Annotated in this window: 19 protein-coding genes; 11 read left to right on the top strand and 8 right to left on the bottom strand. The window is 45.0% G+C overall.

The window, feature by feature from the left end; genetic code table 11:
* Position 1 precedes the first annotated feature (1 nt).
* From MMOL_RS02420 to MMOL_RS02405, 4 genes are all read right to left on the bottom strand, one after another.
* Positions 2-1,432, bottom strand: coding sequence for an HlyD family type I secretion periplasmic adaptor subunit (locus MMOL_RS02420; RefSeq protein ID WP_015831424.1), 1,431 nt, complete (start codon positions 1,430-1,432; stop codon positions 2-4).
* Positions 1,433-1,452: 20 nt separating this feature from the next.
* Entirely contained in the window at positions 1,453-9,747 is an 8,295-nt protein-coding gene (locus MMOL_RS12125) for a beta strand repeat-containing protein (RefSeq protein WP_187287228.1), read from the bottom strand.
* Between the two features lie 80 nt (positions 9,748-9,827).
* The gene (locus tag MMOL_RS02410; protein ID WP_015831422.1) at positions 9,828-10,394 is read right to left on the bottom strand and encodes a hypothetical protein; all 567 of its coding nucleotides are present in this window, start codon (positions 10,392-10,394) and stop codon (positions 9,828-9,830) included.
* Positions 10,391-12,700, bottom strand: coding sequence for a peptidase domain-containing ABC transporter (locus MMOL_RS02405; RefSeq protein ID WP_015831421.1), 2,310 nt, complete (start codon positions 12,698-12,700; stop codon positions 10,391-10,393). Before MMOL_RS02405 ends, MMOL_RS02410 begins: the two co-directional genes overlap by 4 nt.
* Before the next feature lie 492 nt (positions 12,701-13,192).
* On the opposite strand from MMOL_RS02405, the gene MMOL_RS02400 reads away from it, so the two are divergent.
* Positions 13,193-13,510 carry a phage integrase gene (locus MMOL_RS02400; RefSeq protein ID WP_015831420.1) on the top strand — a complete coding sequence of 106 codons (318 nt, stop codon included), beginning with the start codon at positions 13,193-13,195 and terminating at the stop codon, positions 13,508-13,510.
* A 119-nt stretch (positions 13,511-13,629) separates the two neighbouring features.
* Complete coding sequence (locus tag MMOL_RS02395; RefSeq protein ID WP_015831419.1) at positions 13,630-13,884, top strand: hypothetical protein; 255 nt, start codon at positions 13,630-13,632, stop codon at positions 13,882-13,884.
* Between the two features lie 393 nt (positions 13,885-14,277).
* On the opposite strand, the gene MMOL_RS02390 is transcribed toward MMOL_RS02395, so the two are convergent.
* Entirely contained in the window at positions 14,278-16,893 is a 2,616-nt protein-coding gene (locus tag MMOL_RS02390; RefSeq protein WP_015831418.1) for a methyl-accepting chemotaxis protein, read from the bottom strand.
* Between the two features lie 763 nt (positions 16,894-17,656).
* Between MMOL_RS02390 and MMOL_RS02385 the strand changes: the two genes are divergently transcribed.
* From MMOL_RS02385 to MMOL_RS02375, 3 genes are all read left to right on the top strand, one after another.
* Positions 17,657-19,981, top strand: a complete 2,325-nt coding sequence (locus MMOL_RS02385) for an FdhF/YdeP family oxidoreductase (protein ID WP_015831417.1) — start codon at positions 17,657-17,659, stop codon at positions 19,979-19,981.
* Positions 19,971-20,294, top strand: a complete 324-nt coding sequence (locus MMOL_RS02380; RefSeq protein ID WP_015831416.1) for a hypothetical protein — start codon at positions 19,971-19,973, stop codon at positions 20,292-20,294. Before MMOL_RS02385 ends, MMOL_RS02380 begins: the two co-directional genes overlap by 11 nt.
* Before the next feature lie 77 nt (positions 20,295-20,371).
* Complete coding sequence (locus MMOL_RS02375) at positions 20,372-21,811, top strand: aminotransferase-like domain-containing protein (protein ID WP_015831415.1); 1,440 nt, start codon at positions 20,372-20,374, stop codon at positions 21,809-21,811.
* Here MMOL_RS02375 and MMOL_RS02370 read toward each other — a convergent pair.
* Entirely contained in the window at positions 21,801-22,691 is an 891-nt protein-coding gene (locus tag MMOL_RS02370) for a LysR family transcriptional regulator (protein WP_015831414.1), read from the bottom strand. The genes MMOL_RS02375 and MMOL_RS02370 overlap by 11 nt on opposite strands.
* A 137-nt stretch (positions 22,692-22,828) precedes the next feature.
* On the opposite strand from MMOL_RS02370, the gene MMOL_RS02365 reads away from it, so the two are divergent.
* From MMOL_RS02365 to MMOL_RS02340, 6 genes are all read left to right on the top strand, one after another.
* Entirely contained in the window at positions 22,829-23,692 is an 864-nt protein-coding gene (locus MMOL_RS02365; protein ID WP_015831413.1) for a pirin family protein, read from the top strand.
* A 42-nt stretch (positions 23,693-23,734) separates the two neighbouring features.
* Positions 23,735-24,361, top strand: a complete 627-nt coding sequence (ycaC, locus tag MMOL_RS02360) for an isochorismate family cysteine hydrolase YcaC (RefSeq protein ID WP_015831412.1) — start codon at positions 23,735-23,737, stop codon at positions 24,359-24,361.
* 75 nt (positions 24,362-24,436) lie between these two features.
* On the top strand, positions 24,437-25,003 hold the full coding sequence (locus tag MMOL_RS02355) for a putative antibiotic biosynthesis monooxygenase (RefSeq protein WP_015831411.1): 567 nt from the start codon (positions 24,437-24,439) through the stop codon (positions 25,001-25,003).
* Between the two features lie 33 nt (positions 25,004-25,036).
* A complete protein-coding gene (locus tag MMOL_RS02350) occupies positions 25,037-25,369 on the top strand; it encodes a DUF4144 domain-containing protein (protein WP_015831410.1) in 333 nt (110 codons plus the stop codon).
* A gap of 110 nt (positions 25,370-25,479) precedes the next feature.
* The gene (locus MMOL_RS02345; RefSeq protein ID WP_015831409.1) at positions 25,480-26,097 is read left to right on the top strand and encodes a LexA family protein; all 618 of its coding nucleotides are present in this window, start codon (positions 25,480-25,482) and stop codon (positions 26,095-26,097) included.
* A gap of 154 nt (positions 26,098-26,251) precedes the next feature.
* A complete protein-coding gene (locus MMOL_RS02340) occupies positions 26,252-26,560 on the top strand; it encodes a thioredoxin family protein (protein WP_015831408.1) in 309 nt (102 codons plus the stop codon).
* 24 nt (positions 26,561-26,584) lie between these two features.
* On the opposite strand, the gene MMOL_RS12170 is transcribed toward MMOL_RS02340, so the two are convergent.
* Positions 26,585-26,731 carry a hypothetical protein gene (locus MMOL_RS12170; protein WP_015831407.1) on the bottom strand — a complete coding sequence of 49 codons (147 nt, stop codon included), beginning with the start codon at positions 26,729-26,731 and terminating at the stop codon, positions 26,585-26,587.
* 170 nt (positions 26,732-26,901) lie between these two features.
* The gene (gene pqqA / locus MMOL_RS12285; protein WP_012777389.1) at positions 26,902-26,973 is read right to left on the bottom strand and encodes a pyrroloquinoline quinone precursor peptide PqqA; all 72 of its coding nucleotides are present in this window, start codon (positions 26,971-26,973) and stop codon (positions 26,902-26,904) included.
* Position 26,974: the final 1 nt, after the last annotated feature.

Genomic DNA, 26,974 nt, shown 5'->3' with positions numbered 1-26,974 from the left:
CCTACCGCTCACGCCCTGCCTCATGAAACGCTTTTCTAATAGGCGATAACAAGTATTCCATCACCGTTTGATCTACTAGCTTGATTTCAGCGACAACTTGCATGCCTGGAGCAAGTCGCAGTTTATCTTGTTCAATTTCCAAGCTTTGCTTGTTAAGTTGAATGATAGTGCGATAAGCCAGTTGTGTAGTTGCTCCAGAAGAGCTTTGTGTGCTGTCAGTGCCGCTTTGGCTATTGTTTGATGCAGACTTATCAGTTGCATCTGCACTGACTTGTAATACTTTACCGTCCACCATGCCGTACTTCTGGAATGGATAGGCAGAGAGCTTTACTTTGACTTGTTGATTCTGTCTTACAAAGCCAGCATCTTCGTTTTTAAGCCACACTTCCGCTTGTAGTGCTTCATTGTTAGGTACTAAGGTCATCAGTACCGTACCAGGTGATACTACCGTGCCCGGTGTATGAGTGGCCAAGTCTTTTACAATACCTGCTTGCGGGGCTTTAAGCTCAAGTAAGCTGTTCTTATGAGATTGTTTAGCCCACTCTTGTTCTAGTCGTAGGTATTCTGCATAAGTGGCAACGCGCTCGGTTTCTAGTTTTTGATGATAATCAGACTGAATCTGATTGAGGCGCTTTTGAGATTGAGCGATACTAGCTTGCAAGCTTTTTGCATTGTATTCTTGCGCACGTAGGTCTTGTTCTGCGGTGATACGCTCACGCTGTTTTTCTTGCCCCATGAGTTTGCCTGCAAAACCATCTTTAACCAGCTTCGCATAAGCAGCTTCTTGAGCCTGATAGCTAGGGAGCGTTTGCTCTAGCTTATATTGAATCTCTTGTGTCGCACTTAGGTCACTGTAAGCTTTTTGTAGGCTAGCTTTCTCTGCAGCGATGTCATCTTCATAAGCACGTCGGTTAGACTGATAGGAAGCATAGATACGGTTAAATAGCTCACTATCGTCATTAGACTTTTTCTTGAGCGGCTTGTTGGCCAACTCAGCTTCGATGCGACGTAGCTCTAGCGACCGATGTTGCAGTGAAGATTGCAAGGCTTTGCTATCCGCTTCCGATAGGTTGGCATCCATCTGAATCAGCACTTGGCCTTTAGTTACAGCCTGACCTTCTTTGATGGCAATATCTCGCACAATACCCGCTTCCGATGGTTGCACGATTTTGATATAACTGACGGGGACCAGTTTTCCTTCTGCCACAGACACCACATCTAATCGACCGAAGATAGCCCATATCAGCATTACCAATAGCAAGAGTAGAACGCCACGCAACACCATACGAGGCAATGGTGAAGGTGGACGTTCTTGTACCCCGAGTATCCCAGGAGAGAAGTCAAAATGATCTAGGTTGAATGATGGTTGATCATTGCCAGTCTCTTTGACTTTCTGCCTGGGAGCTTGCAGTACTGGTGTTGCTTGTGTCATTAGTGATTACCCATATGAACTTAGCCTAGCTTCACTAACTCAGCTTGCCACACTGATGGATTATTCAGCGCTTGTGCCGCTTGACCAAAGTTAGCTGCTGAAATCACACTTTGTGCATTTAGCACGCCCATACCAGTAAGGTTGCTGTTTTTACCATATTGGTAAGCTAGGTCACCACCAATGGCAGCAGTATCACTACCTGTTTGCAAATGGGTAGTCAGCCTTGCATCAGTAAGCTGCCAGTTGGCGGTAGCGCCGGCGGCATCAAATGCAGCAACGAGATTAGCAAAGTTAAAGCTCTCAACTTTGTTGTCTCTTAACACATCTGAACCCCCTAAACTAAAACCAGTCATGGCTTCGGCAATCACCTGTAAATTAACTACGCTCTTATTGGTAGTACCTACGTACCAGTCTTTAAGTGTAATTTGGTCTGCAGTGCCTACTTTAAGGATCAGATCATTTGTTGATTTAGTGAAACTTAAATCACTATAGGCGAAGTTACCGCCTAGGCTGATGGTGTTGTCTGCGCCTGTTGAGGCATTGATAATGTCCTGACCATCACCTTTATTGAAAACAATCACATCGTAGCCAGTGCCTGTAGTGATGGTGTCATTGCCAAAGCCACCAATCAACAGGTCATTGCCACTACCAGCGGTGATGATGTCGTTACCTAAACCACCGTCGAACAGATTGTTGCCTGCAGTATCATTGAGTGAGTCACTGCCAGCCCCACCAATCAAGGTATCAGCAAGGTTATTACCATATAAAGTGTCGTTACCGTCACCGCCTACTAAGGTGTTGTTGTAAGACGACAGGCCATTCAAGGTGTCATTGCCTGAAGTACCCGTAACAACAAGACCATCTGTAGTTAACTTGGCTTTATCCCATACAGTGCCATCGGCAAACACAACTTGTTCGATACGGCCAGTAGCGTCGCTATACCAGTTGTTGATGGTGATGCTGTCGCCAGTATTTGCAAACTTAAGGATCAGGTTGTTGCTGTTATTGGCACGCATCAATGTCACATCAGATACTGCAATGTCCGCACCGAGTACGATCTTGTCGACGCTGGTGGTGTTACCGTTCTGGCTGCCTTCATTGATAATGTCCGCACCGTCACCTTTGTTGTAACGGTAGGTGTCTGAGCCAGCTGTACCGTTCAAGGTGTCATTGCCGATACCACCTTCGTAGATGTTACCAGTCGTGTCCCAATAGCTAGTGCCGCCATTATATATGCCGTTCAATACATCGTCGCCCGCACCGCCAACCAAGATGTCGGCAAGGGTGCCGCCATAGAGTGTATCACTCCCCTCCATCCCTAATAAGGTGTTGTTGTAAGACGACAGGCCATTCAAGGTGTCATTGCCTGAAGTACCCGTAACAACAAGACCATCTGTAGTTAACTTGGCTTTATCCCATACAGTGCCATCGGCAAACACAACTTGTTCGATACGGCCAGTAGCGTCGCTATACCAGTTGTTGATGGTGATGCTGTCGCCAGTATTTGCAAACTTAAGGATCAGGTTGTTGCTGTTATTGGCACGCATCAATGTCACATCAGATACTGCAATGTCCGCACCGAGTACGATCTTGTCGACGCTGGTGGTGTTACCGTTCTGGCTGCCTTCATTGATAATGTCCGCACCGTCACCTTTGTTGTAACGGTAGGTGTCTGAGCCAGCTGTACCGTTCAAGGTGTCATTGCCGGTACCACCTTCGTAGATGTTACCAGCAGTTTCCGAGGAGCTGTATCCTGCAACATAGCCATGCAATGTATCATTGCCTGCGCCACCAATTAATATATCTTCACGCTCACGACCAATTAAGACATCATCGCCGTCCATGCCCTTAAGCGTATTATTGTAGTTATTTAACCCATCTAAAGTGTCATTGCTGGCGCTGCCAACTACGACTAACCCATCCGTAGTAAGCTTAGTTTTGTCCCAGATCGTGCCATCTGCAAATACGACTTGCTCAATGCGACCAGTAGCATCGCTATACCAGTTACTGATGGTGATACTGTCACCAGCATTCGCAAATTTAAGAGTCAGATTAGATGTACCGTTAGGCCGTCCCACTGTCACATCAGATACTGCAATGTCCGCACCGAGTACGATCTTGTCGACGCTGGTGGTGTTACTGTTCTGGTAACCTTCATTGATAGTATCTGCACCGTCACCTTTGTTGTAACGGTAGGTGTCTGAGCCAGCCGTACCGTTCAAGGTGTCATTGCCAGTACCACCTTCGTAAAGATTACCAGTCGTATCATAGTAGCTATACGATGCACTGGAGTTACCATTTAACACATCGTCACCAGCACCTCCTATTAAGGTGTCAGCAAGTGCGCCGCCATTTAGTACGTCGTTACCAGCTCCTCCGTCCAGAATATCGTTGCCACCACCACCTGAAAGCACATCATTCCCCTCCATCCCTAACAAGGTGTTGTTGTAAGACGACAGGCCATTCAAGGTGTCATTGCCTGAAGTACCCGTAACAACAAGACCATCTGTAGTTAACTTGGCTTTATCCCATACAGTGCCATCTGCAAACACAACTTGTTCAATGCGACCAGTAGCATCGCTATACCAGTTGTTGATGGTGATGCTGTCGCCACTGTTGGCGAACTTAAGAATCAGATTAGAACTGCCGGTAGGACGCACCACTGCCACATCAGACACTGCAATGTCCGCACCTAGCACGATCTTGTCGACGCTGGTGGTATTACCGTTCTGGTAACCTTCATTGATAATGTCCGCACCGTCACCTTTGTTGTAACGATAGGTGTCTGAACCAGCAGTACCGTTCAAGGTGTCATTGCCGATACCACCTTCGTAAAGATTACCAGTCGTATCATAGTAGCTATACGATGCACTGGAGTTACCATTCAACACATCGTCACCAGCACCTCCTATTAAGGTGTCAGCAAGGGTGCTACCTTGTAATGTATCGTTACCGTCCATCCCTAACAAGGTGTTGTTGTAAGACGACAGGCCATTCAAGGTGTCATTGCCTGAAGTACCCGTAACAACAAGACCATCTGTAGTTAACTTGGCTTTATCCCATACAGTGCCATCTGCAAACACAACTTGTTCAATGCGACCAGTAGCATCGCTATACCAGTTACTGATGGTGATACTGTCGCCACTGTTGGCGAACTTAAGAATCAGATTAGAACTGTCGGTAGGACGCACCACTGCCACATCAGATACTGCAATGTCCGCACCTAGCACGATCTTGTCGACGCTGGTGGTATTACCGTTCTGGTAACCTTCATTGATAATGTCCGCACCGTCACCTTTGTTGTAACGATAGGTGTCTGAACCAGCAGTACCGTTCAAGGTGTCATTGCCGATACCACCTTCGTAAAGATTACCAGTCGTATCATAGTAGCTATACGATGCACTGGAGTTACCATTCAACACATCGTCACCAGCACCTCCTATTAAGGTGTCAGCAAGGGTGCTACCTTGTAATGTATCGTTACCGTCCATCCCTAACAAGGTGTTGTTGTAAGACGACAGGCCATTCAAGGTGTCATTGCCTGAAGTACCCGTAACAACAAGACCATCTGTAGTTAACTTGGCTTTATCCCATACAGTGCCATCGGCAAACACAACTTGTTCGATACGGCCAGTAGCGTCGCTATACCAGTTGTTGATGGTGATGCTGTCGCCAGTATTTGCAAACTTAAGGATCAGGTTGTTGCTGTTATTGGCACGCATCAATGTCACATCAGATACTGCAATGTCCGCACCGAGTACGATCTTGTCGACGCTGGTGGTATTACCGTTCTGGTAACCTTCATTGATAATGTCCGCACCGTCACCTTTGTTGTAACGATAGGTGTCTGAACCAGCAGTACCGTTCAAGGTGTCATTGCCGATACCACCTTCGTAAAGATTACCAGTCGTATCATAGTAGCTATACGATGCACTGGAGTTACCATTCAACACATCGTCACCAGCACCTCCTATTAAGGTGTCAGCAAGGGTGCTACCTTGTAATGTATCGTTACCGTCCATCCCTAACAAGGTGTTGTTGTAAGACGACAGGCCATTCAAGGTGTCATTGCCTGAAGTACCCGTAACAACAAGACCATCTGTAGTTAACTTGGCTTTATCCCATACAGTGCCATCGGCAAACACAACTTGTTCGATACGGCCAGTAGCGTCGCTATACCAGTTGTTGATGGTGATGCTGTCGCCAGTATTTGCAAACTTAAGGATCAGGTTGTTGCTGTTATTGGCACGCATCAATGTCACATCAGATACTGCAATGTCCGCACCGAGTACGATCTTGTCGACGCTGGTGGTATTACCGTTCTGGTAACCTTCATTGATAATGTCCGCACCGTCACCTTTGTTGTAACGGTAGGTGTCTGAACCAGCAGTACCGTTCAAGGTGTCATTGCCGGTACCACCTTCGTAGATGTTACCAGCTGTGTCGTAATAACTGTACCCTGCTATTGAGCCATTTAATATGTCATCACCAGCACCGCCAATGAGGGTGTCAGCCAAGTAGACTCCGACCAATGTGTCGTTGCCAGCACCACCTATTAGTGTGTTGTTGTAGCCAGACAATCCATTCAGCGTGTCATTGCCTGTAGTTCCGGTCACGACTAATCCGTCAGCAGTAAGCTTAGTCTTATCCCAAATGGTGCCATCCGCAAACACGAGTTGCTCTACTCGATAGTCATTACCAGCATACCAACTAGGAATTTTGATTTGGTCGCCCGCTGTAGCAAAGCTAATGACTAGGTCATTGGTGCCTTGCAATCTGGATAAGACCACGTCCTCAGGCGCGATACCTGCACCAAGGATGATTTTATCAACGCTGGTGGTGTTACCGTTCTGGTAACCTTCATTTATAATGTCCGCACCATCTCCTTTGTTGTAACGATAGGTGTCTGAGCCAGCAGTACCGTTCAAGGTGTCATTGCCGGTACCGCCTTCGTAGATGTTACCAGCTGTGTCGTAATAACTGTACCCTGCAATATGTCCATTCAGGATATCGTCGCCTGCGCCACCGATCAAGGTGTCCGTAAGCCCACTTCCATTTAAAGTATCATTGCCATCCATCCCTAATAAGGTGTTGTTATAAGATGACAGGCCATTCAGCGTGTCATTACCTGTAGTTCCAATCACGACCGATCCGTCGGTAGTAAGTTTATCTTTGTCCCAAATAGTGCCATCTGCAAATACGAGTTGCTCTACTCGATATGTAGCATCACCATACCAGTTGTTGATGGTGATACTGTCGCCAGCATTCGCGAATTTAAGAACCAAGTTAGTGGTGCCATTAGGGCGCGAGAGTGTTACATCAGATACTGCAATGTCCGCACCGAGTACGATCTTGTCGACGCTGGTGGTGTTATTGTTTTGGTAACCTTCATTGATAGTATCTGCACCGTCACCTTTGTTGTAACGGTAGGTGTCTGAACCAGCAGTACCGTTCAAGGTATCATTGCCAGTACCACCTTCGTAGATGTTACCAGCTGTGTCGTAATAACTGTACCCTGCAAGATTCCCATTCAGGATATCGTCGCCTGCGCCACCAATCAAGGTGTCCGTAAGCCCACTTCCATTTAAAGTATCATTGCCATCCATCCCTAATAAGGTGTTGTTGTAAGATGACAGGCCATTCAGCGTGTCATTACCTGTAGTTCCAATCACGACCAATCCGTCGGCAGTAAGCTTAGTTTTGTCCCAGATCGTGCCATCTGCGAACACAACTTGTTCAATACGACCAGTAGCATCGCCATACCAGTTATTGATGGTGATACTGTCGCCAGCATTCGCGAATTTAAGAACCAAGTTAGTGGTGCCATTAGGGCGCGAGAGTGTTACATCAGATACTGCAATGTTCGCACCGAGTAAAATCTTATCAACACTGGTGGTGTTACCGTTCTGGTAACCTTCATTGATAATGTCCGCACCATCTCCTTTGTTGTAACGATAAGTGTCTGAGCCAGCCGTACCGTTCAAGATGTCATTGCCGGCACCTCCTTCGTAGATGTTGCCAACAGTGTCAGAATAACTGTACCCTGCAATATTGCCATTTAATATATCGTTACCGGCACCGCCGATCAAGGTATCGGCAAGATTGCTGCCACTCAGAGTATCATTACCATCACCTCCATCAAGCAAATCATTACCACCACCACCGCTAAGTGTGTCATCACCACCTGACCCAAAAATGGTGTCATTTCCTAACCCACCACTGATTGTATTCGCAGATGTATTTCCTAAAATTACATCATCGTCAGAAGTGCCTGATCCAGTGAAACCATTTAAGCCACTTACTAAAATCTTTCTAGTTTTAAGTAAATCTAGAATTGTTTGATTGGGTGTTGAGCTCTCAAGCAACTCGCTAACTTTTTGCCAACCATTCCAGTTTGTATCTTTGAGTATATTTTGAGATGCATCATTAAACTCGATTAGATCAATTAACCCACTGGTGGCGTCATCAGAAACTTTTGCATCAAAAACTGCATTTAGTTTAGTAAAGTCAAGACGAATACCGTTAGCATCTATGACTAGATTGATTTCATCTAATAACGGCTTAAATCTTGTTTGCATGAGCAAAGCATCGTACACAGAGACTTTAAGTGCATCATAGCTTTGCTGCAATAAATCTAGCTGCCCTTGATTATAGCTAATCACGATAGGAAGCGCAGTCGGCAGGCTGCTGCCACCGCTAGGGCTTGGTGCTGCACTATTGATTTCCTTGATCGTAAGTCCTGTTCTAGCCCCTGCACTAGGGTTCGTTGGCAAGCCAAAAAAATAATTACCATTGAAGGCTTCAAGGATATGCATTTTCTGATTCCAGCTATCAATCAATGCTTGGAATTCTGGTGTCAGAATCTCAACTGAAATGGTGCCACCTCCACCAGATCCGCTCGTAGTCGTTGTAGATGTTGCCTCTGTAAGATACGTCGCGTTGGTAATATTTCCAAAAGACTGATACCCCACTACATATGGCAGTTCAAGAATTACATTACCCTCTGGAGATATTACTGAGTATTTTAAACCTGCCACTCGATCTGCATAGGTTTCTGCAAAACCACTGGTGTCTGCCCAGGCATCTAATAACTTATCAATCAATCCCATTTGTGCATCACGCGTGGTCGCTGCACTATATTGAGTAAGTAAGTTTTGTAAGGTTGTGGATTGTGTGGCGGCCTCACGTAAATCACGCACAGCACCACTACCTATCATATCGGGCAGATGTGCCACGGTGCTGGTATCAAGCTTATCGGCAAACTCTCGATGAAAAGTGCTATCAGCTAAATTGATGTCCCCCATATTGCCGGTAACTTCACCCAGTGTACCAGTACTACCATCCGACTTAATAAAGCTGCCGGTATCGGCTAGTTGGTTACCATTACTTAATGTGGTGCTGTGTTCCGTGCTGGCAACATTGATACCAACAATACCTAGTTGATTAAGCGTGAACAGTTCGCCTGACTGGCTAACACCATCTTGGTTGAGATCACGCCAGAGCTTAAGGTTGGAAAATTGTGCATCTTGATTATTAACAACGCCGTCAGCGTTGCTGTCTAGATCTGCTAAAGCATCAAAACCATCCTTGGCTTTGAGACCGTTACTTTTAACCGTAGAGTCCCCAAACAACTCTAGACCGTTATCTATAGTGCCATTACCGTTTCTATCAAGAACTAACATGGCATCGTCTGAGCTTACCCAGCCTGTGCCATTTTTAGTGCCATCGCCGTCGTGATCAAAGAGAATCGTATTTGTTGATGAGATGCCTACTGTTTCGAGACCGTCTCCGTCCAAATCAAAGGTTAAGGGGTCGCGACGGAGAAGGAAGTCTTTGGCTCGATCCCACCAGGTTTTGGTAGCTATATCAGGTTTAAGCCAATTACCTTCATGGATGTCCGGAATACCGTTATTATTGGCATCACCGAGAGGCAATGGCGCAGGAGCTGGGATGTTTGGATTGTAATCAGGATGCCCCAAAGGACGCCAACCTTTATCCCAAGCAATCTTAGCAGCATTTGCGCCAAGATTGAGTGCAATCCCCAAGCCCTTTGTTAAGGGTGAAGGAATTGTACTCATAACGCCACCTAGCGCAGCGGCAACATTCAGAGCAGCACTTACCTGAGAGTCTTCGTTACCTGAAGCCATAGCATCATTGAATTGAGTTATGGCCATTCCAAGCTCTACCATGGAATATAAAGGAGATGTTAGTAAGGTGGTAGTATTCAAAGGTGAGCCTGGTTTTGAAAGCTCTCCAACCAAACCAGTTACACCCGAGACAATGCCTGCGCCACCGCTACCATCGGGGTTTGACATATTCTGAATACCATTTGAAATGCTAACTCCTGCCGAAGTAATCCCGCCTAACCCAACCGCTCCTACCATATACGCTCCTATTATTTAATCAAATTAATATTAATAACTGACTCATTGATTTCATTTATCAAACAAACTAATGACTGAGGTAACGCCTCCTTAGGTGCAGAGAAAAAACTATTTAAAGTGGTGTCCACGTCAAAATGTATACTTTTTTTTTCCTCACCGACAAAAGTTAACTGTAACTCTGCTGTTGAATACCTTGCTGGCCTAATCAAACCTATAGCTGAAGTTAAATTTTTAATATCTATAACCTCTAACTCCTTTGCATTAGGAAACCTGTGTTTAATTACTAATATTTTTTCTTGGTAATTCAACTCAATGAACTCCGGGGGTCGATTTTTAGTGAAAATACGAACTATTAGAAATATCATACAAATTAATGTAAATATCTTTTGGCTGCTTTGATGATTAACAAAGGAAAAAAACATCAAGAAAATGGTTATAACAAAAATGTATACATTTATTGGCCAATAGTTATCGCATGTAAAGAAAAATTTTTTCTGACTAGCAGCGCTGTCAATTAACGTAGAATCAGAAAACCTCACTATTGAGGACGTATCTTGATTTTTTTCGTCACTTGTCATAACTCAACCTTCTCTAAACCACTTGCTTGCTGATTCTCATTTCTAATATTTTCATCTTTCCCCAGTATCACCGCCTCATCCACATTCAGCCCCTTAGGGAGTTGATGGGTAATAAACAGAATAGTGACCTTGCCTTTAAGTTTGTTCACTGTCTGCGCAAAATGCTCTGCGGTTTGTTGATCAAGATTGGAAACTGCTTCATCAAAGATTAAGACTTTAGGTTGTTTGAGCAATGCCCTGGCAATGGCAATGCGTTGCTTCTGGCCACCACTTAAGCCTGCGCCATGTTCACCGACTATGGTTTGGTAACCTTGTGGCAGCTTTGCAATAGCTTGGTGAATCTCAGCGAGTTGGCAAGCATGGATGATTTGCTCAAAGCTAGCGTGTGGATTAGCTAAGATCAGGTTGTCGTAAATGGTGCCAGAGAACAATACTGTCTCTTGTGGCACTACCCCAAAGTGATTTCTTAGCTCATTAGCTGCCAGGTACTTGATGTCTTGCCCATTGAGCTTGATGGTGCCTTCTTGGGGTTGGTAGAAACCCAGCAGTAATTTAGCCAAGGTGCTTTTACCACAGCCACTGGGACCCATGACAACAACACAATGGCCTGCTTGTATATTGAAGCTGAGGTTGCGATATAGCCACGGTAATTCAGTGTTGTTTTGTGGATCGGTGTATCTAAAGCCTAAGCTATCGACAGTGATGTTAGTGGTTTGGCTAACATTTGCTCTGGTAGGGATAAGTGTCATCGGCTCTGCAGGAGCGTTCATCACATCTCCTAGGCGCTTCACGGCAATATCGGCTTGTTGGAATTCCTGCCATAAACCCACTAAACGCATGACTGGTTGTGAAAGCCTGCCTGAGAACATCTGAAAGGCCACCAACATGCCAATGGTGAAACTAGTGTTGTGCATTACTAGCCATGCACCTACACATAGAATCGCCAATGTTTGTAATTGGTCTAGTGTGCTGGCTGCCGTATTGTAGGTAATGGATAGCTTACGGCTATCAAAGCTGGCATTGAGATAGGTGCTTAAGTAATTACCAAAGGTTTGTTTAAGCTGTGGTTCCATCTGTAACGACTTAACCGTTTCCATGCCTGAAACATATTCAGTGAGGAAGGCCTGATTACGTGCACCGAGCATAAACTGGTGATTAAGCTTGGCACGGATAATGGGGGTCACAAAAAAACTTAAGATAGAGATCAGTGCTAAACAAGCCACCGCAATCAAACTTAATTGCCAGCTATACCAAAACATAATGGCGAGAAATACGATCAGGAATGGGAAGTCTAGCAACAGTGTTACTAGACCACTTGCCAGAAACTCACGTATGGTTTCTACACCGTGTACACGGGCAATGATGACACCAGTAGGTCTGTTGTTGTAATAGCGTACAGGGAGATCTAACAAATGGCTAAAGACTTTATGCCCTAAAGTGGCATCAATACGGTTACCGGTATGTAATACCAAGTATTGACGCACCCATCCCATCACTGCACTAAAAACTAGAAAAATAAAGAGAGCAATCCCAATCACCACTAAAGTACTCGTAGTGTGATGCACTACCACTTTATCAATCACGATTTGGGTACAAATAGGTACAGCCAAACCCACCAACTGAATAGCTAGCGATGCTAGTAATACTTCAGACCAGATATTCTTGTATTTGAGTAGCTCGGGGACGAACCAGCGAAAACCGAATTCTTTCTCAGGCGCTTGATTCGTTCCGCTGCCGGTGGGTGCATTAGCTTGAGTAGCTTGAGATGCTTTCCCTTGCGTCACACCATCTTCATCAGTGAGTGCCTCTTCAGCTTTACGCACCATTAGAAAATCACCAGTGATACGGGCGTTAAAATCAGGATCATTGATACTGATGGTCACAGGCTCTGCTTGACCAGGATGCAATACAAGTAAGCGTTTGTCGTCGCGGCTTAAAATAAGGGCGATGTCGTAATTTGGATTGGCTGTTGCATTAGGGGGTAAAGCGGAAGGTGAGGTGCTGCTTGGTTCTACACTATCAGCATTGGAGTCAGTGTCTGATGAGGCACTACTGTTTGTTTGTGTTTGTTGTACTGGATTCAGAATGGCCAAGCATGGCATGCTGGCTTGCGGAAGTTGGTTGAGACTATATCGTTTGCGACTGTTGTTTAAACCAAAATGATTAAGCGCTTGTTGTAAATGGACAATATCATAGGGTGGCGGATACTGCTTAATTAGCAATGCAACGTCATGCGGAATACGATTCAGCTGACAAAACGCCCCTGTAGCCCATATAAAGGCCTCTATGTTTAACGGTTGAACCACTAAACCCTCACTGCTTGTTATTAGTATTATTGTCGTGTAATTATTTTTTTGAGCAGTGGTTTATTGAGATCCTCCACACTCTTGTGGAGGACTTTAACTGATAAAAGTTAAATCATGCAAGTGAATTTATTGCTCAATCGTAAAGAGTTGTAAAGTGGTGGCGATTCAATCCAATTTTAAATAACACACCAATTGCTACTGACAAAGCTTCATGGGCTATCAGAGTTAAGAAAATAATGAATGCTCCCCCGCCGACGGGATTGTTTATCCAAATTTGGGGTGTAGATTAATTTATGTGTCCATAATTGGATAGAGCCAGCTTTATGGTGACTTACAAACTCTTAATAGATGCAATTTCACGGCCAACCACTACCTAGAGTATAATTTTATGCTTATTTAAGTAAGTAAAATTATGCTTCCGCTGACACTCCGACAATCTAAAAACCAAAAAATCCCTCTTTGTGACACACTTTTGACACAGTGAGGCGAGAAATGGCATCAATTACTAAACGTAGCTCTGGTTGGCAGGTTCAAATTCGGAAGCAAGGCTATAAACCAATTTCAAAAAGGTTTGATAAGAAGTCGGAAGCAGAGGCATGGGCAAGAGCTATCGAATCTGAAATGGATAGAAATGTATTCATTGACCGCTCATTAGCAGAAAGAACCACGCTTGGCGAAATACTGATTAAATATCGCGACCAAGTATCAATCCACCACCTCGGCTACATACAAGAGAAATCAAGAGTTAACGTTCTACTTAGTCATTCAATTGCAAATAGATATCTAGCTACACTTAAATCTTCTGATTGAATCACCACTAGCTTACTAGACGCCTTTGAGCCGTAATAATCGCAACCAATGAAAGTTTCTTGTGGTTTGCTTAGAGAACACCTATAGTCTTCACAGGAAACTTAACACAAGGGCATCACATGAAAAAGCTATTAGTAACAATCCAATTAGAATTAGACATTCCTGACACATGGGATTTGGTAGAGCATCCTGACCAAGTGCAAGCCATTAAGATGGATGATGGACAGTATATGCACATGAGCTTTTTGCCTATGATGACCAAAGACTTTAAAGCGGGCGCTGAGTGGTCTAGCGAGTGCCCTGATGAGTTTACCGAGGAGGTCTTGGATATGGTCGCAGATGAAGAGGTTTTGATGAAGCTTGAGTTGAACTAGCCAGCCTATCCAACCACCCAATTCTGGAAAGTCCACTCACGTCTTTATACTACCCCTTTAAAACTCTTTGTATATCAAAAAGCGCGCTATACGACTAGCGACTCGAGACCAGCCTTGCAATAAAATTGGTCAATCAAAGAGTTATTGGGCGATTTAAATCAGAATAGATGGTTTGGCCGCTTCAATAATTGGTGGCGCTTTTGCACAAGGATAGTCGATCTAACATAAATTTATTAATAGCAATTTATGCCTCCATTTTTATACAAGAGCCAAATTTACCATTCTCACTGAACATCTATAATGGATTAAAGTAGGCAATAAAGCTTTTGATAGCACTAAAGATATCAATACTTTTTTGACTCACTTATATTTTCTTCGACAATAATTGCCAAATTACTTTAAGGATGGCAACAGAAGAGAATGCTCTCTTACCCTGTGTGCTGCAATCGCTCTTACTTGCGAACTTTTAAAGCTCTGGGTGTTATCCAATTTAAACACACTCACCACTCGATTCATCTCTTCGGATTGCTCCATAAGTGACTCAGCGGCGGCGGCGGCTTGCTCAACCAGTGCAGCGTTTTGTTGGGTAACTTGATCCATTTGCGTCAGAGCTATATTAACCTGATCAATTCCAGCACTTTGCTCTGATGAGGCAGCTGAAATCTCAGCCATGATATCCGTTAGTTTTTTTACCGAGGTGACAACCTCTTTCATGGTATTGCCAGCATTTTCAACAAGCTTAGTACCCTCAGAAGTTTTTTCTACCGAGTCTGAAATGAGCTCTTTAATTTCTTTTGCTGCAGAAGCCGAACGTTGCGCCAGATTGCGAACCTCTCCCGCGACAACGGCAAATCCTCTCCCCTGCTCACCAGCTCTTGCAGCCTCAACTGCGGCATTAAGCGCAAGAATATTTGTCTGGAACGCAATTCCATCAATGACAGAAATAATCGCCTCAATCTTTTGTGAGCTTTGATTAATCATAGTCATTGTACTTACGACCTGCTCCATCACATCCCCACCTTTAGCTGCAACAGTAGAAGCTGTCATTGCCATTTGGTTGGCTTGCTTTGCGTTTTCTGCATTGTGCTTCACAGTCGAGGCTAGCTCTTCCATGCTAGAGGCAGTTTCCTCAAGGGATGCGGCTTGCTCTTCTGTACGCTGAGATAGATCTACATTTCCTTGTGCAATTTCTTTGGCCGCAGTATTAATTGTCTCCACCGATGATTTTACTGTAACAATTGGGGCGACAATCAACTCGAGCGTATTATTCACACCCTCTATAATTTTTCGGAAATCGCCTAAGTGTTGAGCTGCATCTGCACGCACCGTGATGCGCCCTTCAGCTGCAGCAGCTGACAACATATGTGCATCACTGTTTAAAGCTTTTAGATTTTTACGAACAGCTTCAATTGCATCATTAACGAAGATTTTTTTGCCTGGGAATTTTTCCAAAGGCACATCAAAATCACCTTCACCAAAACGAGATACGACACCAAGTGCTTTTCGCGTGACGTTGAGGTGACCAGCCACCATTTGATTCACACCATCAGCCATATCAGCATATACACCTTGATATTTCTTTTCGTCGATTTTGACATCAATATCGCCTAGGTCATGCTGCTTAGCCATTTCGTTGATGTCAGCTATGAATGCCTTTATATTGCTGCGAGTATTCTCAATCGCTTCGTTAATTAGCGCTTTTTTACCAGGAAATTTCACTAATGGAATATCAAAGTTTCCGTCACCAAAACCTTTTACAACATTGATAGATTTGTTGCTAACATCAATATGACCTTGAACCATATTATTAACGCCATCTGCTAATTCAGCATAAGCTCCCTTATAACTTGCAACATTAATCAACAAATCAACGTTACCAGCATCATGTTCCTTCGCCATATTATTCATATCAATAATAAAGTGTTTAATACTGCTACGCACTTGTTCGATACGTTGATTGATACTCGCTTTTTTACCGGGAAATTTTTCCAAAGGTGCATCAAAATTACCTTCACCAAACGCCTGCACTACAGCCATGGCTTTTTCGTTCATTTCAATATGGCCCTCTACCATCTTATTGATGCCAGCCGCCATTTCCGCATAACCACCTCTGAATTTGTTAACATCCACTCGCTCATCAATATCACCTGCATCATGTTGAGCGCTAATCTTTTTTAGAGAGATGACCAGTTCATTCAATGTAGATTGTAAGAGTCTAATTGAGCTAGCAATGCTAGTTTTGTCATCTGATTTCACATCAAACTTAGTATTGAGATTGCCTTCGGCAAAACCTTTAGCAATAACTGCCAAATCTGCAGGCTCTGCGCCAATTGCTCTCAAAATAGCATTCTTGGTCAACACACCCAATACAGTTATAACCAAGAGTAGTAAAATTGATATCGCTAGCGCGATCCAAACAGCAACATCCTTACCTGCTATGGCATCGGCAGCACTCTTATTTCCTAACTCAATATTGTATTTTGTATGCTCTTCAAACTTTTTAGCAATGGCTACACCAATAGCATCTATGCTCTCTAGCTCTGCTCTAATATTGGCAGTCAGAGAGACTTGGTTTGCTGCCTCCTCAGGGCTTAATTGAACAACACTTCGCGACAGTTCAAAAATTTTAGGAACTTTACTAAAGTAATCCTCAAGCAATTTTTTTTCTTGGTCATAAAGTTCTTTATCTTTAGCTCCAACCAAGGTGGTTTCATATGTTTTAAATGCTTTAAGTGAGAGTGCTTTACGGTCTTCAAAGGCAAGCTCTAACTTTTGTTTCGCTTGAATATCCGTAGCTGTTGTATGTCGTATCAGATTGATCCGTGCTCGCTGGAATAGGCTATTCGCCTCTCCGAGAGACGCTAAAGAAGGAACAGTATTAATCGTGCTAAAGTTCGCCTTCTGAAATACGTCATTGATTAAATATATATTTGCGCCGACCAAGAAAACTAGACCAAGACTTGTAGCCAAAATTAGCAACGTAATGCGATTTGCGACAGTAAGTTTCATCTATTACCTTCCAGTTCTTATTTTAAATAACTTATTGAGAATTAAGCTAATTGCGCTGATTATTAACAGTGTACTAGACTAACCAATCACTCTTCCAAATTATGGAAATCTGTTAAGAAAACTATATAATCATACATAAGATATGTGAAACATCGTTTTCTAATAATAATGTAAATTCAAATTAATTACACTAAACTACTAAACGTCACTTGATACGGACTTTAATCTTATCCAACCAAAGACGCTCCTAATAGCACAGAAAAACCTCCAAACACTAGTTTCATTTATTAAGATATCCAAGAGATTTTTTAATAAAGTCACACTCTTTTGAGTCAGCATGAATAAAGAATCAAAGTAGCAAAAGTAAACATCCCGGTGTCCAAACTCACAACCTTATGCGCACTAAAGAGAATGACTAGCAGACACTTAAATATGACCCACTTTTTATTGCCTATAGTTACCAGATATGTCCATGCACAATAACTACATTGAATTATTGCGCTTTTATCTTTCAAGCCACGGCTACACACAGCAGTAACGTGAATGATGGGAGTTTAGCAACCATCGCATTATTCATAGCATAACGAAAAGCTCCTAGTAATATTGATTATGTACTACAGCCAACTGTGCTCTAAAAATTCCCCGTTTCTGTGCCTGTTTTCCTTGTGCTTGCTCCCTTACGATGGCATCCATTGTTATTTCGTCGTCTATGCGCAGGCAAATCTTTACACACACCTGCCAAACTTATAAGCCAGTAGGAAATATGTCGCAACAAAAAGCCGTAATCAAACCATATCACCACCCAGCTGCCGGTTGGGGTGCGTTAAAACAAGTTGCCGCGCAACTCGCGCTACAGAAAATTCCAGTCAAGGGTGTGATAACGCTGCTGTCACAGAATCAGCCTGATGGGTTTGACTGCCCAGGCTGTGCTTGGCCGGATAAAGAGCACACTTCCACATTCGAGTTTTGTGAAAATGGCGTGAAGGCGGTGGCTGCTGAAGCGACAGCCAAACGTACACCTCCTACGTTTTTTGCCAAACACACGGTGACAGAGTTGATGGGTTGGAGCGATTTCGATCTGGAAAATGAAGGCCGCTTGACGCACCCTATGCGTTATAACCCAGTGACGGATAAATACGATGAAATTGCTTGGGATGATGCATTTGCGCTGATGGCATCGCATTTGCATGCATTGAACGACCCGAATGAAGCGGTTTTCTATACTTCTGGTCGCGCCGGCAATGAAGCTGCTTTCCTCTATCAATTGTTCGTGCGCGAGTTTGGTACTAATAACTTTCCTGATTGCTCCAATCTTTGCCACGAATCCACCAGCATGGCTTTGCCGCCTACTGTTGGTATCGGTAAAGGCTCCGTGACTTTGCACGACTTTGAGCATGCTGACACCATTCTGATCTTCGGCCAAAACCCGGCCACCAATCATCCGCGTATGTTGGGTGAGTTGCGTGAGGCAGCTAAACGCGGCGCGCGTATTGTTGCGATTAATCCATTGAAAGAGCGTGGCCTTGAGCGCTTTGCTGACCCTCAAAGCCCATTTGATATGTTGTCTTTCAAGGGTAGCAAAATCAGCGATCTGTTGATCCAGCCTAAACTCGGCGGTGACTTGGCGTTGATTAAAGGCATGATCAAGTTCGTGATCCAATGGGATGATGAAGCAATCAAACTTGGTAGCGAGCGTGCTGTTGATTTAGCGTTTATTCAGCAGCACACCAATAATTTTGAGGCAATTGCCGAAGACGCCCGTCAGGAAAGCTGGGACGTGATTGTGGAAGAATCTGGCGTGCCGCTCGAGCAGATTGAAGAAATTGCACGCATCTACGCCACCGGTGACCGCGTAATTTCTACCTGGGGCATGGGTATCACTCAGCACAAACATGGCGTTGCCACGATTAAAACCTTGGTTAACCTGATGTTGTTGCGTGGCAATATCGGTAAGGAAGGCGCTGGCCTGTGCCCAGTGCGTGGACATAGTAATGTGCAGGGCAACCGCACTGTGGGCATTTACGAAAAAATGCCAGTTGAATTTCTTGAAAGCTTGGAACGCGTGTTTGATATCAAGGTGCCAAAAACACCAGGTTACGATGCTGTGGGCGCCATCCAAGCCATGATTGATGGTAAAGCTAAATTCTTCTTTGGTTTGGGCGGTAATTTCTCTATTGCCACCCCTGACACCGACCGTACTTGGGAGGGTATGCGTAACTGTGACTTGACTGCTCATGTCACCACCAAACTCAACCGTAGCCATTTGGTACACGGCAAGGAAGCATTGATACTGCCATGCTTGGGTCGTACCGAGATTGATACGCAGGAAACTGGCCCACAAGGCGTGACTGTGGAAGACTCCATGAGCATGGTGCATATTTCCTACGGCATGAACAAACCAGCCTCGCCGCATCTGCTCTCTGAGCCTGCCATCGTGGCCCGTTTTGCACATGCGACACTCAAACACAGCAAGACGCCTTGGCTAGAATACATCAAGGATTACAGCAAGATTCGCGATGCTATTGAGCAGACCATGCCAGTGGCATTTAAAAACTACAATGAGCGCATCAAAAAGCCTGGCGGTTTCCGTATGCCAGTGCCTTCCAGTCAGCGTATTTGGAACACACCGTCTGGTAAGGCAGAATTTACGCTGCAGGCTATTCCGCAGAGTTCACCTATCCATCAGGCGCGCGAGCAGTATGGTGACCAATTATTCGTACTGATGACAACGCGTTCGCATGACCAGTACAACACCACCATTTATGGTATGGATGACCGTTATCGTGGTGTGTTTGGCCAACGCCGTGTTATTTTCATGAATCCGGCAGATATCCAGCGCATGGGGCTGCAAGCCGGTGACTGGATTAATCTAGTAAGCGTCTGGCAAGATGGCATCACGCGCAGAGCAGACAAATTCTTAGTTGTATCTTACGACATTCCGCAGGGCTGCCTGAGTGGCTATTACCCAGAAACTAATAATCTGGTGCCATTAGAAAGCGTAGCCGATCTCTCACGCACGCCAACCTCCAAATCCATTCCCGTGATTATCGAAAAAACCACTGCGCCAGAGGTAGCCAATGCTGCTTGAACTTGATGCTTATGAGGTACAGGAGGGTTACGCCTCCGAGAGTAGCCAGCTAGATACAGCCCAGTTAGACACCAGTGCCGTGCTGATGCTGGGGATACTGGAGTTGCTGCATGCAGAGCATGAACAGGGTAGGAGCTATGTGTCGCTAGCGGTTATCTGCAAGCGCCTAGATATCCGCATGAGCACGCTGCAACGGCTGATGACAGCCTTAAGCGAACAAGCACTGGTGGAAGTGTTTACCCAAAAAGAGCGCTTGGTTGCTGCCTTAACGGCTGGTGGCGAAGAGGTCTCAATGGTGTTGCAAGCGGCTTAAGTTGCCAGTCGCGATACAACAACACACGGCTGGAGTATAATCAAAAACTTCAGAATTCCATCCCTGCTTGGCCATTTATGAAGCTTTATGTCTCGTTTGCCGCCCGCATTCGCGCAATGATCGATGAAGGCGTCTTAAAGCCGGGGGATAAGATTTTTTCGGTACGGCAAGCCAGCCAGAAATATGAGCTCAGTATTAGCACCGTATTGCGCGCATATTTGCTGCTGGAGCAAGATGGCATTATCAGCAGCCACCCACAATCCGGCTATTTCGTCACCCCCCGCAAACGCTTGCAGCAACGCCACGCTTCTCCGCTGGCCAAAGATATTAACCTTGCTGAGATTGATGCGGGCAAGTTGGTACTTACTACGCTTAAATCAATCCGTGAGTTTGGCACGGTGCCGCTGGGCTCACCGTTTCCAGATCCGCAGCTATTTCCGCTGAAGAGAATCCATCAATATGAAAAAGCCCTGACCGATGATCAGGGTGATTGGGGCGTATTGAGCGATTTGCCGCCCGGCAATGAAATGCTAAGGCAACAGATTGCGCGACGTTATTTGGTGAGTGGCATGGATGTCTCGCCAGATGATATCGTCATCACCCATGGCGCTACCGAAGCAATCACGCTGTGCCTGCAAGCGGTAGCCAAGGCGGGTGACACCATCGCGCTGGAGTCCCCAGGATATTATGCATTGGCGCATACTGTTGAGCGCCTAGGCATGAAAGTGGCTGAAATACGTACTGACCCGGAGTCTGGCATTGATTTGGATGCATTGCGCGCCATGACCGATAACGTGCGCATCGCTGCCGTTATTCTGACTTGTAACTTCCAAAATCCGCTGGGCTTCGTGATGCCGGAGGCTAAAAAACAAGCACTAGTGACATTGCTGGCAGAACAGCAGATTCCTCTGATTGAGGATGATGTTTACAGCGAATTGTACTTTGGTGACATACCACCTAAGCCAGCTAAGGCTTTTGATGATGCAGGCATCGTGCTGCATTGCTCCTCGTTTTCCAAATCACTGGCTCCCGGCTACCGTGTGGGTTGGACCCATGCCGGACGCTACCGCCAGGAGGTAGAGCGGCTCATGTTTCTCAATAGTCTGTCACTGCCATCAGCCCCGCAGATTGCGATAGCCAAGTTCTTGCAACGCGATAGCTTCGAGCAGCATCTCAAGCAATTACGGCATACCCTGCGCTCCAATTATGTACTGATGCGCAATGTGATTGAGCAAAGTTTTCCTGCTGGTACACAGCTTTCTGTCCCTAAAGGTGGCTATGTGATCTGGGTAAAGCTACCACCAGCACTTGATGCGCTAGAACTTTACCGCGCCGCGATCAACAGTGGCATTACCGTCGCCCCCGGCACCATTTTCTCCCGCAAAAAAGAGCTCACTCATTATATTCGTCTCAATTTCAGCCACTTGTGGACACTAGCCATCGAACAGGCGGTACGTGATGTCGGTGCGCTGGCGTGCGATATGCTGTCAGCCGGGGGGGGGCTAACTAGCAACTAAACTGCGGCCTCAGCTCATCTTGTGCCAGATCTAAAAATGCACGCAGTTTGGGTGGCATAAAACGCTGCTTGGGGTACACCAAATGTACAGGGTCTGCCCTGCCTTGCCAGTCTGGCAGGACTCTTAACAAATCACCGCTAATTAAGCCCTGCTTGCAGACAAAAGCGGGCAATAGCGCGATACCCTGCCCATTTTCTGCCATTGATTTCACAACACCGATGCTATTAGCCATGGTGCGTGCTGGTAATGGAATGGTAATGTGGCTGTACTCGTTGCTTAACGTCCAAGCATCGCGCCCCATCGGGGTAAATTGTAAGCAATGATGTGCGTGTATGTCCTGTGGCACCTCTAATGGTGCGGCGCTCTTTAAATAATCTTTGCTGGCAAACAATTCCCAATGGATGATGCCTAGCGATTTTGCTATCAGGCTGGAGTCGCGTAAATCACCGGTACGAATCGCAACATCCACTCCATCTGCCACCAAATCGATATAGCGGTCGGTTAATAGTAGTTCCATCTCCAACTCAGGGAAATCTCGCTGTGCACGCTGTATTAGGTTGGCTAGCAAGCTGTCGCCAAGGTCGGCCGGTGCGGTCACCTTCAATTTACCTTGTGGTTGCTGACGCGCCTCGTCTATGGCGGCTTCGGCCTCTAGCAAATAGCTAAGCCCCTGCGCCGCATGCTGATAGTACACAGCGCCAGCTTCAGTCAGGCTCAGCCTTCTCGTGGTGCGCTGTAGCAGCGTGATCCCTAAGCGCTTTTCCAGCCGAGAGATTCTGGTACTTACGGTGGAGGTAGGCAAACCAATTTGCCTAGCTGCTTCACTAAAACTACCGGCCTGTACCACTTTGACAAACACTGCTGATTCGTTGAAATCCATAATTATTCATTTAAATGAAAAGTAATTTAACATTTAACCATCTAGTCTGTGATTTGTCATATCTTTATAGTGGGAACCATCGTAACCAAGTAAAAAATGAAGTAAAAATTGAAGTACAGAAATCGAGGAAAAACATCATGAAAAAACTAGCTTTTATTAAACGCAGCAACGGCAATCACTGGGTAGGTGATGGCTTCCCGGTGCAAAGCATTTTTTCTTATCGCGATATTCATGAAGAAATGTCACCGTTCCTGTTGATGGACTATGCAGCACCGACCAAATTTGAGCCAACAGAGCAACGCCGCGGCGTAGGCAAACACCCGCACCGTGGTTTTGAAACAGTAACCATCGTCTATGACGGCCAAGTGTCACACCATGACTCTACTAATTCTGGCGGCACCATAGGCGCAGGTGATGTGCAGTGGATGACAGCCGGCTCCGGCATTATCCATGAGGAGTACCACGGTGACGATTACGCCCGTACCGGCGGCCCGTTTGAGATGATACAACTTTGGGTCAACTTGCCAGCTAAACACAAAATGGCAGCGCCTGGCTATCAAGGCATTACCAGCGCACAGATACCAGAAGTTGCACTAACAGCTAATGCAGGAAAAGTGCGCGTGATTGCTGGTGAGTTTTTAGGAAAAAAAGGCCCTGCGCATACCTTCAGCAGCATGAATGTGTGGGATGTCAGGCTAAATGCAGGCAGTACAGCGGCATTCAATTTACCCGAAGGTCATACCACTGCCATCTTTGTGCTGCATGGTGCAGTAAAGACCGGAGATGTACACGTTATCCAACCATCTGAGCTGGCAGTGATGCAGCGCGAGGGAACCGAACTGGTGTTAGAAGCACAGCAAGACTCAGTTTTACTGTTATTAAACGGGGCACCGCTGAATGAACCAGTGGTTGGCCATGGCCCTTTTGTGATGAATAGCCGGGAAGAAATCAATCAGGCTGTTGATGACTACAACAATGGTCGCTTTGCAGTAGCGGCATAAAAACAATATAAAACTTTAATTCAATTCTTTAGGAGAAACACCATGAACAAACCATACGTACGTCTAGACCGCGACAACGCAGTAGTATTACTAGTAGATCACCAAGCAGGCCTGTTATCTTTAGTACGCGATATTGAGCCAGATCGCTTTAAGAACAATGTATTGGCATTGGCAGATTCTGCTAAGTACTTTCAGTTGCCAACCATTTTAACCACTAGCTTTGAGAATGGTCCTAACGGTCCGCTGATGCCTGAGTTAAAAGAGATGTTCCCTGATGCGCCTTATATTGCACGTCCAGGCCAAATCAATGCATGGGATAACGAGGACTTCGTGAAGGCGATTAAAGCCACAGGTAAGAAGCAAATTATCATTGCCGGTGTGGTGACCGAGGTGTGCGTAGCATTCCCAGCACTGGCTGCGATTGAAGAGGGTTTTGAGGTGTTTGTGGTGGCGGATGCTTCTGGCACGTTTAATGAGATGACGCGTGATGCGGCATGGCGCCGCATGGAGGCTGCTGGTGTTCAGTTCATGACTTGGTTTGGGGTGGCTTGTGAGTTACATCGTGATTGGCGTCGTGATATTGAGGGCTTGGCGACTTTGTTATCTAACCATATCCCTGATTACCGTAATCTCATCACTTCTTTTAATGCGCAAAGCGCTAAGAAATAACTGCAAGAAATAATCATGAACATCCCTAGGATGCTACTTTAGATCTTGGGGATAACATTTATCAAGGCAATAAACATGACTTTCACATTAGACACCGAACAAACCGCTACAGTTGTCATTTCGCATCATATCAGAGATGACGCTAAGCTCGACTATGAAGCATGGTTAAACGAAATTATTCCAGTTTCCAAAAGCTACCCTGGGCACTTGGGTGTTAGCATCGTACATCCAGTCGCTGGAGCCACAGTCACTTATACAGTGATTATTCGGTTTGACACGCGCAAAAATCTCTTGGCATGGATGGCGTCAGACGATAGAAAAAAACTGATTAAAAAAGTACAGCCGTATCTAGTAGAAGATGATAAATTCTTTGTACGCAGTGGCCTGGATTTTTGGTTTACGCCAGAAGAGGCAAAAGCCAAGCTGCCCACTAAATGGAAACAACTAGTCATCACCTGGTCAGCCATTTTTCCCTTGGTATTAGCGATGTCTGCACTGATCGATTGGCTGGCAACAAGCATCCCCATCCCCTTAGGCCATATGCTAAAAGTATTGAGTACTACGTTTCTGGTGGTATTGATGATGGTGTATGTAGTCATGCCGCGTTACACTAAATTGGTACATAAATGGCTGTTTAGCTAGCACTTGAAAGCAATCTGTATACAATAAGCAGCAATGAATCTATCCAGTATCAATTTAGTACAATTTCCTGCGGTCATCAAACTACATTCAGATGATGAGTTGATACTCATCGCCACCAGCTCAGGTTTTGAACACAACCCGGACCTGAGCCGCATGTATTTTCAACCGCAGGACATGCTGATTGATAAACTCGGCAATGTGTACAAACTCCACAAAACTGCGCAATTGGCATTAGCTGCCACGGGGGATGTGATGCAACTTGATGAAGTGATTAAATTGATTCAATTGCATCTATCAAATCATGGTACATGCTGCGTATCTAAATTCTCGGCACACTCTATCGCAGAAGCGTTTAACTGCCTTTAATCAAACGGCCATTCACATCTAACTTGGCAATAGCGTTTAAGACGCTGTTATTTCTTTTACACACTGAAATTCAATTGCGTCATCCGTTTGATTAACGTAACATTAATTAAATGAATGATTTAGCTAAAATCAATAAAGCAGGCGGCAAGCGCGAAGGCGCGGGCCGTAAGATTGGCTCTGGGAAATTTCGCGAGCAAACTTCTGTGCTGAGAATCCCCACTAGCCAGGTCGCTGTGATTAAAGACTTTTTAGCGGCTTACCAACGAAAAAAAATGATGACTGATTTAGACGTAGTAACACAATTTGAATTACCCGCTTTAGAAACAGAATCAATGGAGTTGCCTCTATTTAGTTCTAAAGTGTCAGCAGGCTTACCCAGCCCAGCAGAAGACCACTTAGAACAGAGGCTAGACCCGAACGAGTTCTTGATTGATAAGAAAGACACCACTTTCTTCGTGACGATTCAAGGTTACTCTATGGTCGACGTAGGCCTATTACCGGGCGACAAAGCCGTCGTAGACCGTGCCAAAATTGCCTCTATCGGCGATATTGTATTAGCAGTGATAGATGGTGAATTTACCATTAAAACCTTAAGCCGCAGCAAAGAAGGCAATGTGCGCCTACTACCAGCCAACTCATCTGCCGACTATGCGCCCATCAATATCACAGAAGAAATGAACTTTGAGGTATGGGGCGTAGTAACCGGCTCATTCAGGCGCTTTAAATAAATAGTTTAGCAATAAAACCCCGTAAAAAAACTGATACGGGTATTGACTAGATTACTCCACAATTTCTGTGGGTAAAGTTGTGGGATGGATGGGCACAGCTTAATTAACTCACTGCTTTCACTCAACTTATTTGCTTAGAGGCATTATTAGACACATGCAGCAAAACCAAGCGATTAATCGTGAATTTCTTGATCAGCGCCCCGGTGCAACTTTAGTAGAATTTGGTGCAGAGTGGTGTGGTCATTGTCAGGCTGCACAAGCTAACATCAGTGCGGCCATGAAGGCTTATCCCAACATACATCATATTAAGATCGAAGACGGCAAAGGCCAGCGCCTAGGTCGAAGCTATGCAGTAAAACTTTGGCCTACACTCATTTTTCTGCAAGACGGTGTAGAGATTGAGCGATTAGTCCGCCCATTAAGTGAAGAATACATTAATGCCGCTTTATCTAAACTGAGATAATAAGTTTGGATAAGATAATTAAGCTTAGATAATAAAAAATCGCACAGCAACAACTGCAGGAACAACAAACACTGCGGCTACAAATACTGCAGTAAAGATAAAACGGGCAACTTTGCCGGCATCAATCACCACATCCAGCGCGACATCATCATATTGTTGATAGGTGTACATTTAACTCTCCTTAAGAAACTTGTGATTTCTAACTGATTACAAATGAAGTAGGTAACTTCGCTACCTGCTTTAATAGTGGGTAACTATAAGCAAGTTTTATGTCATATAAATGACAAAGGGAGCCTAAGCTCCCTTATCTTACTGCTAAGATTGCTAATGCAGAACAATCATTACTTGTTCATCACGTACATAGTCACTTCAAAGCCAAAACGCATTTCAGTAGCTGCCGGTGTTGTCCACATA

This window comes from Methylotenera mobilis JLW8 (genome assembly GCF_000023705.1).
Classification (GTDB): domain Bacteria; phylum Pseudomonadota; class Gammaproteobacteria; order Burkholderiales; family Methylophilaceae; genus Methylotenera; species Methylotenera mobilis.
This window is presented reverse-complemented; position numbering and strand designations above follow the sequence as displayed.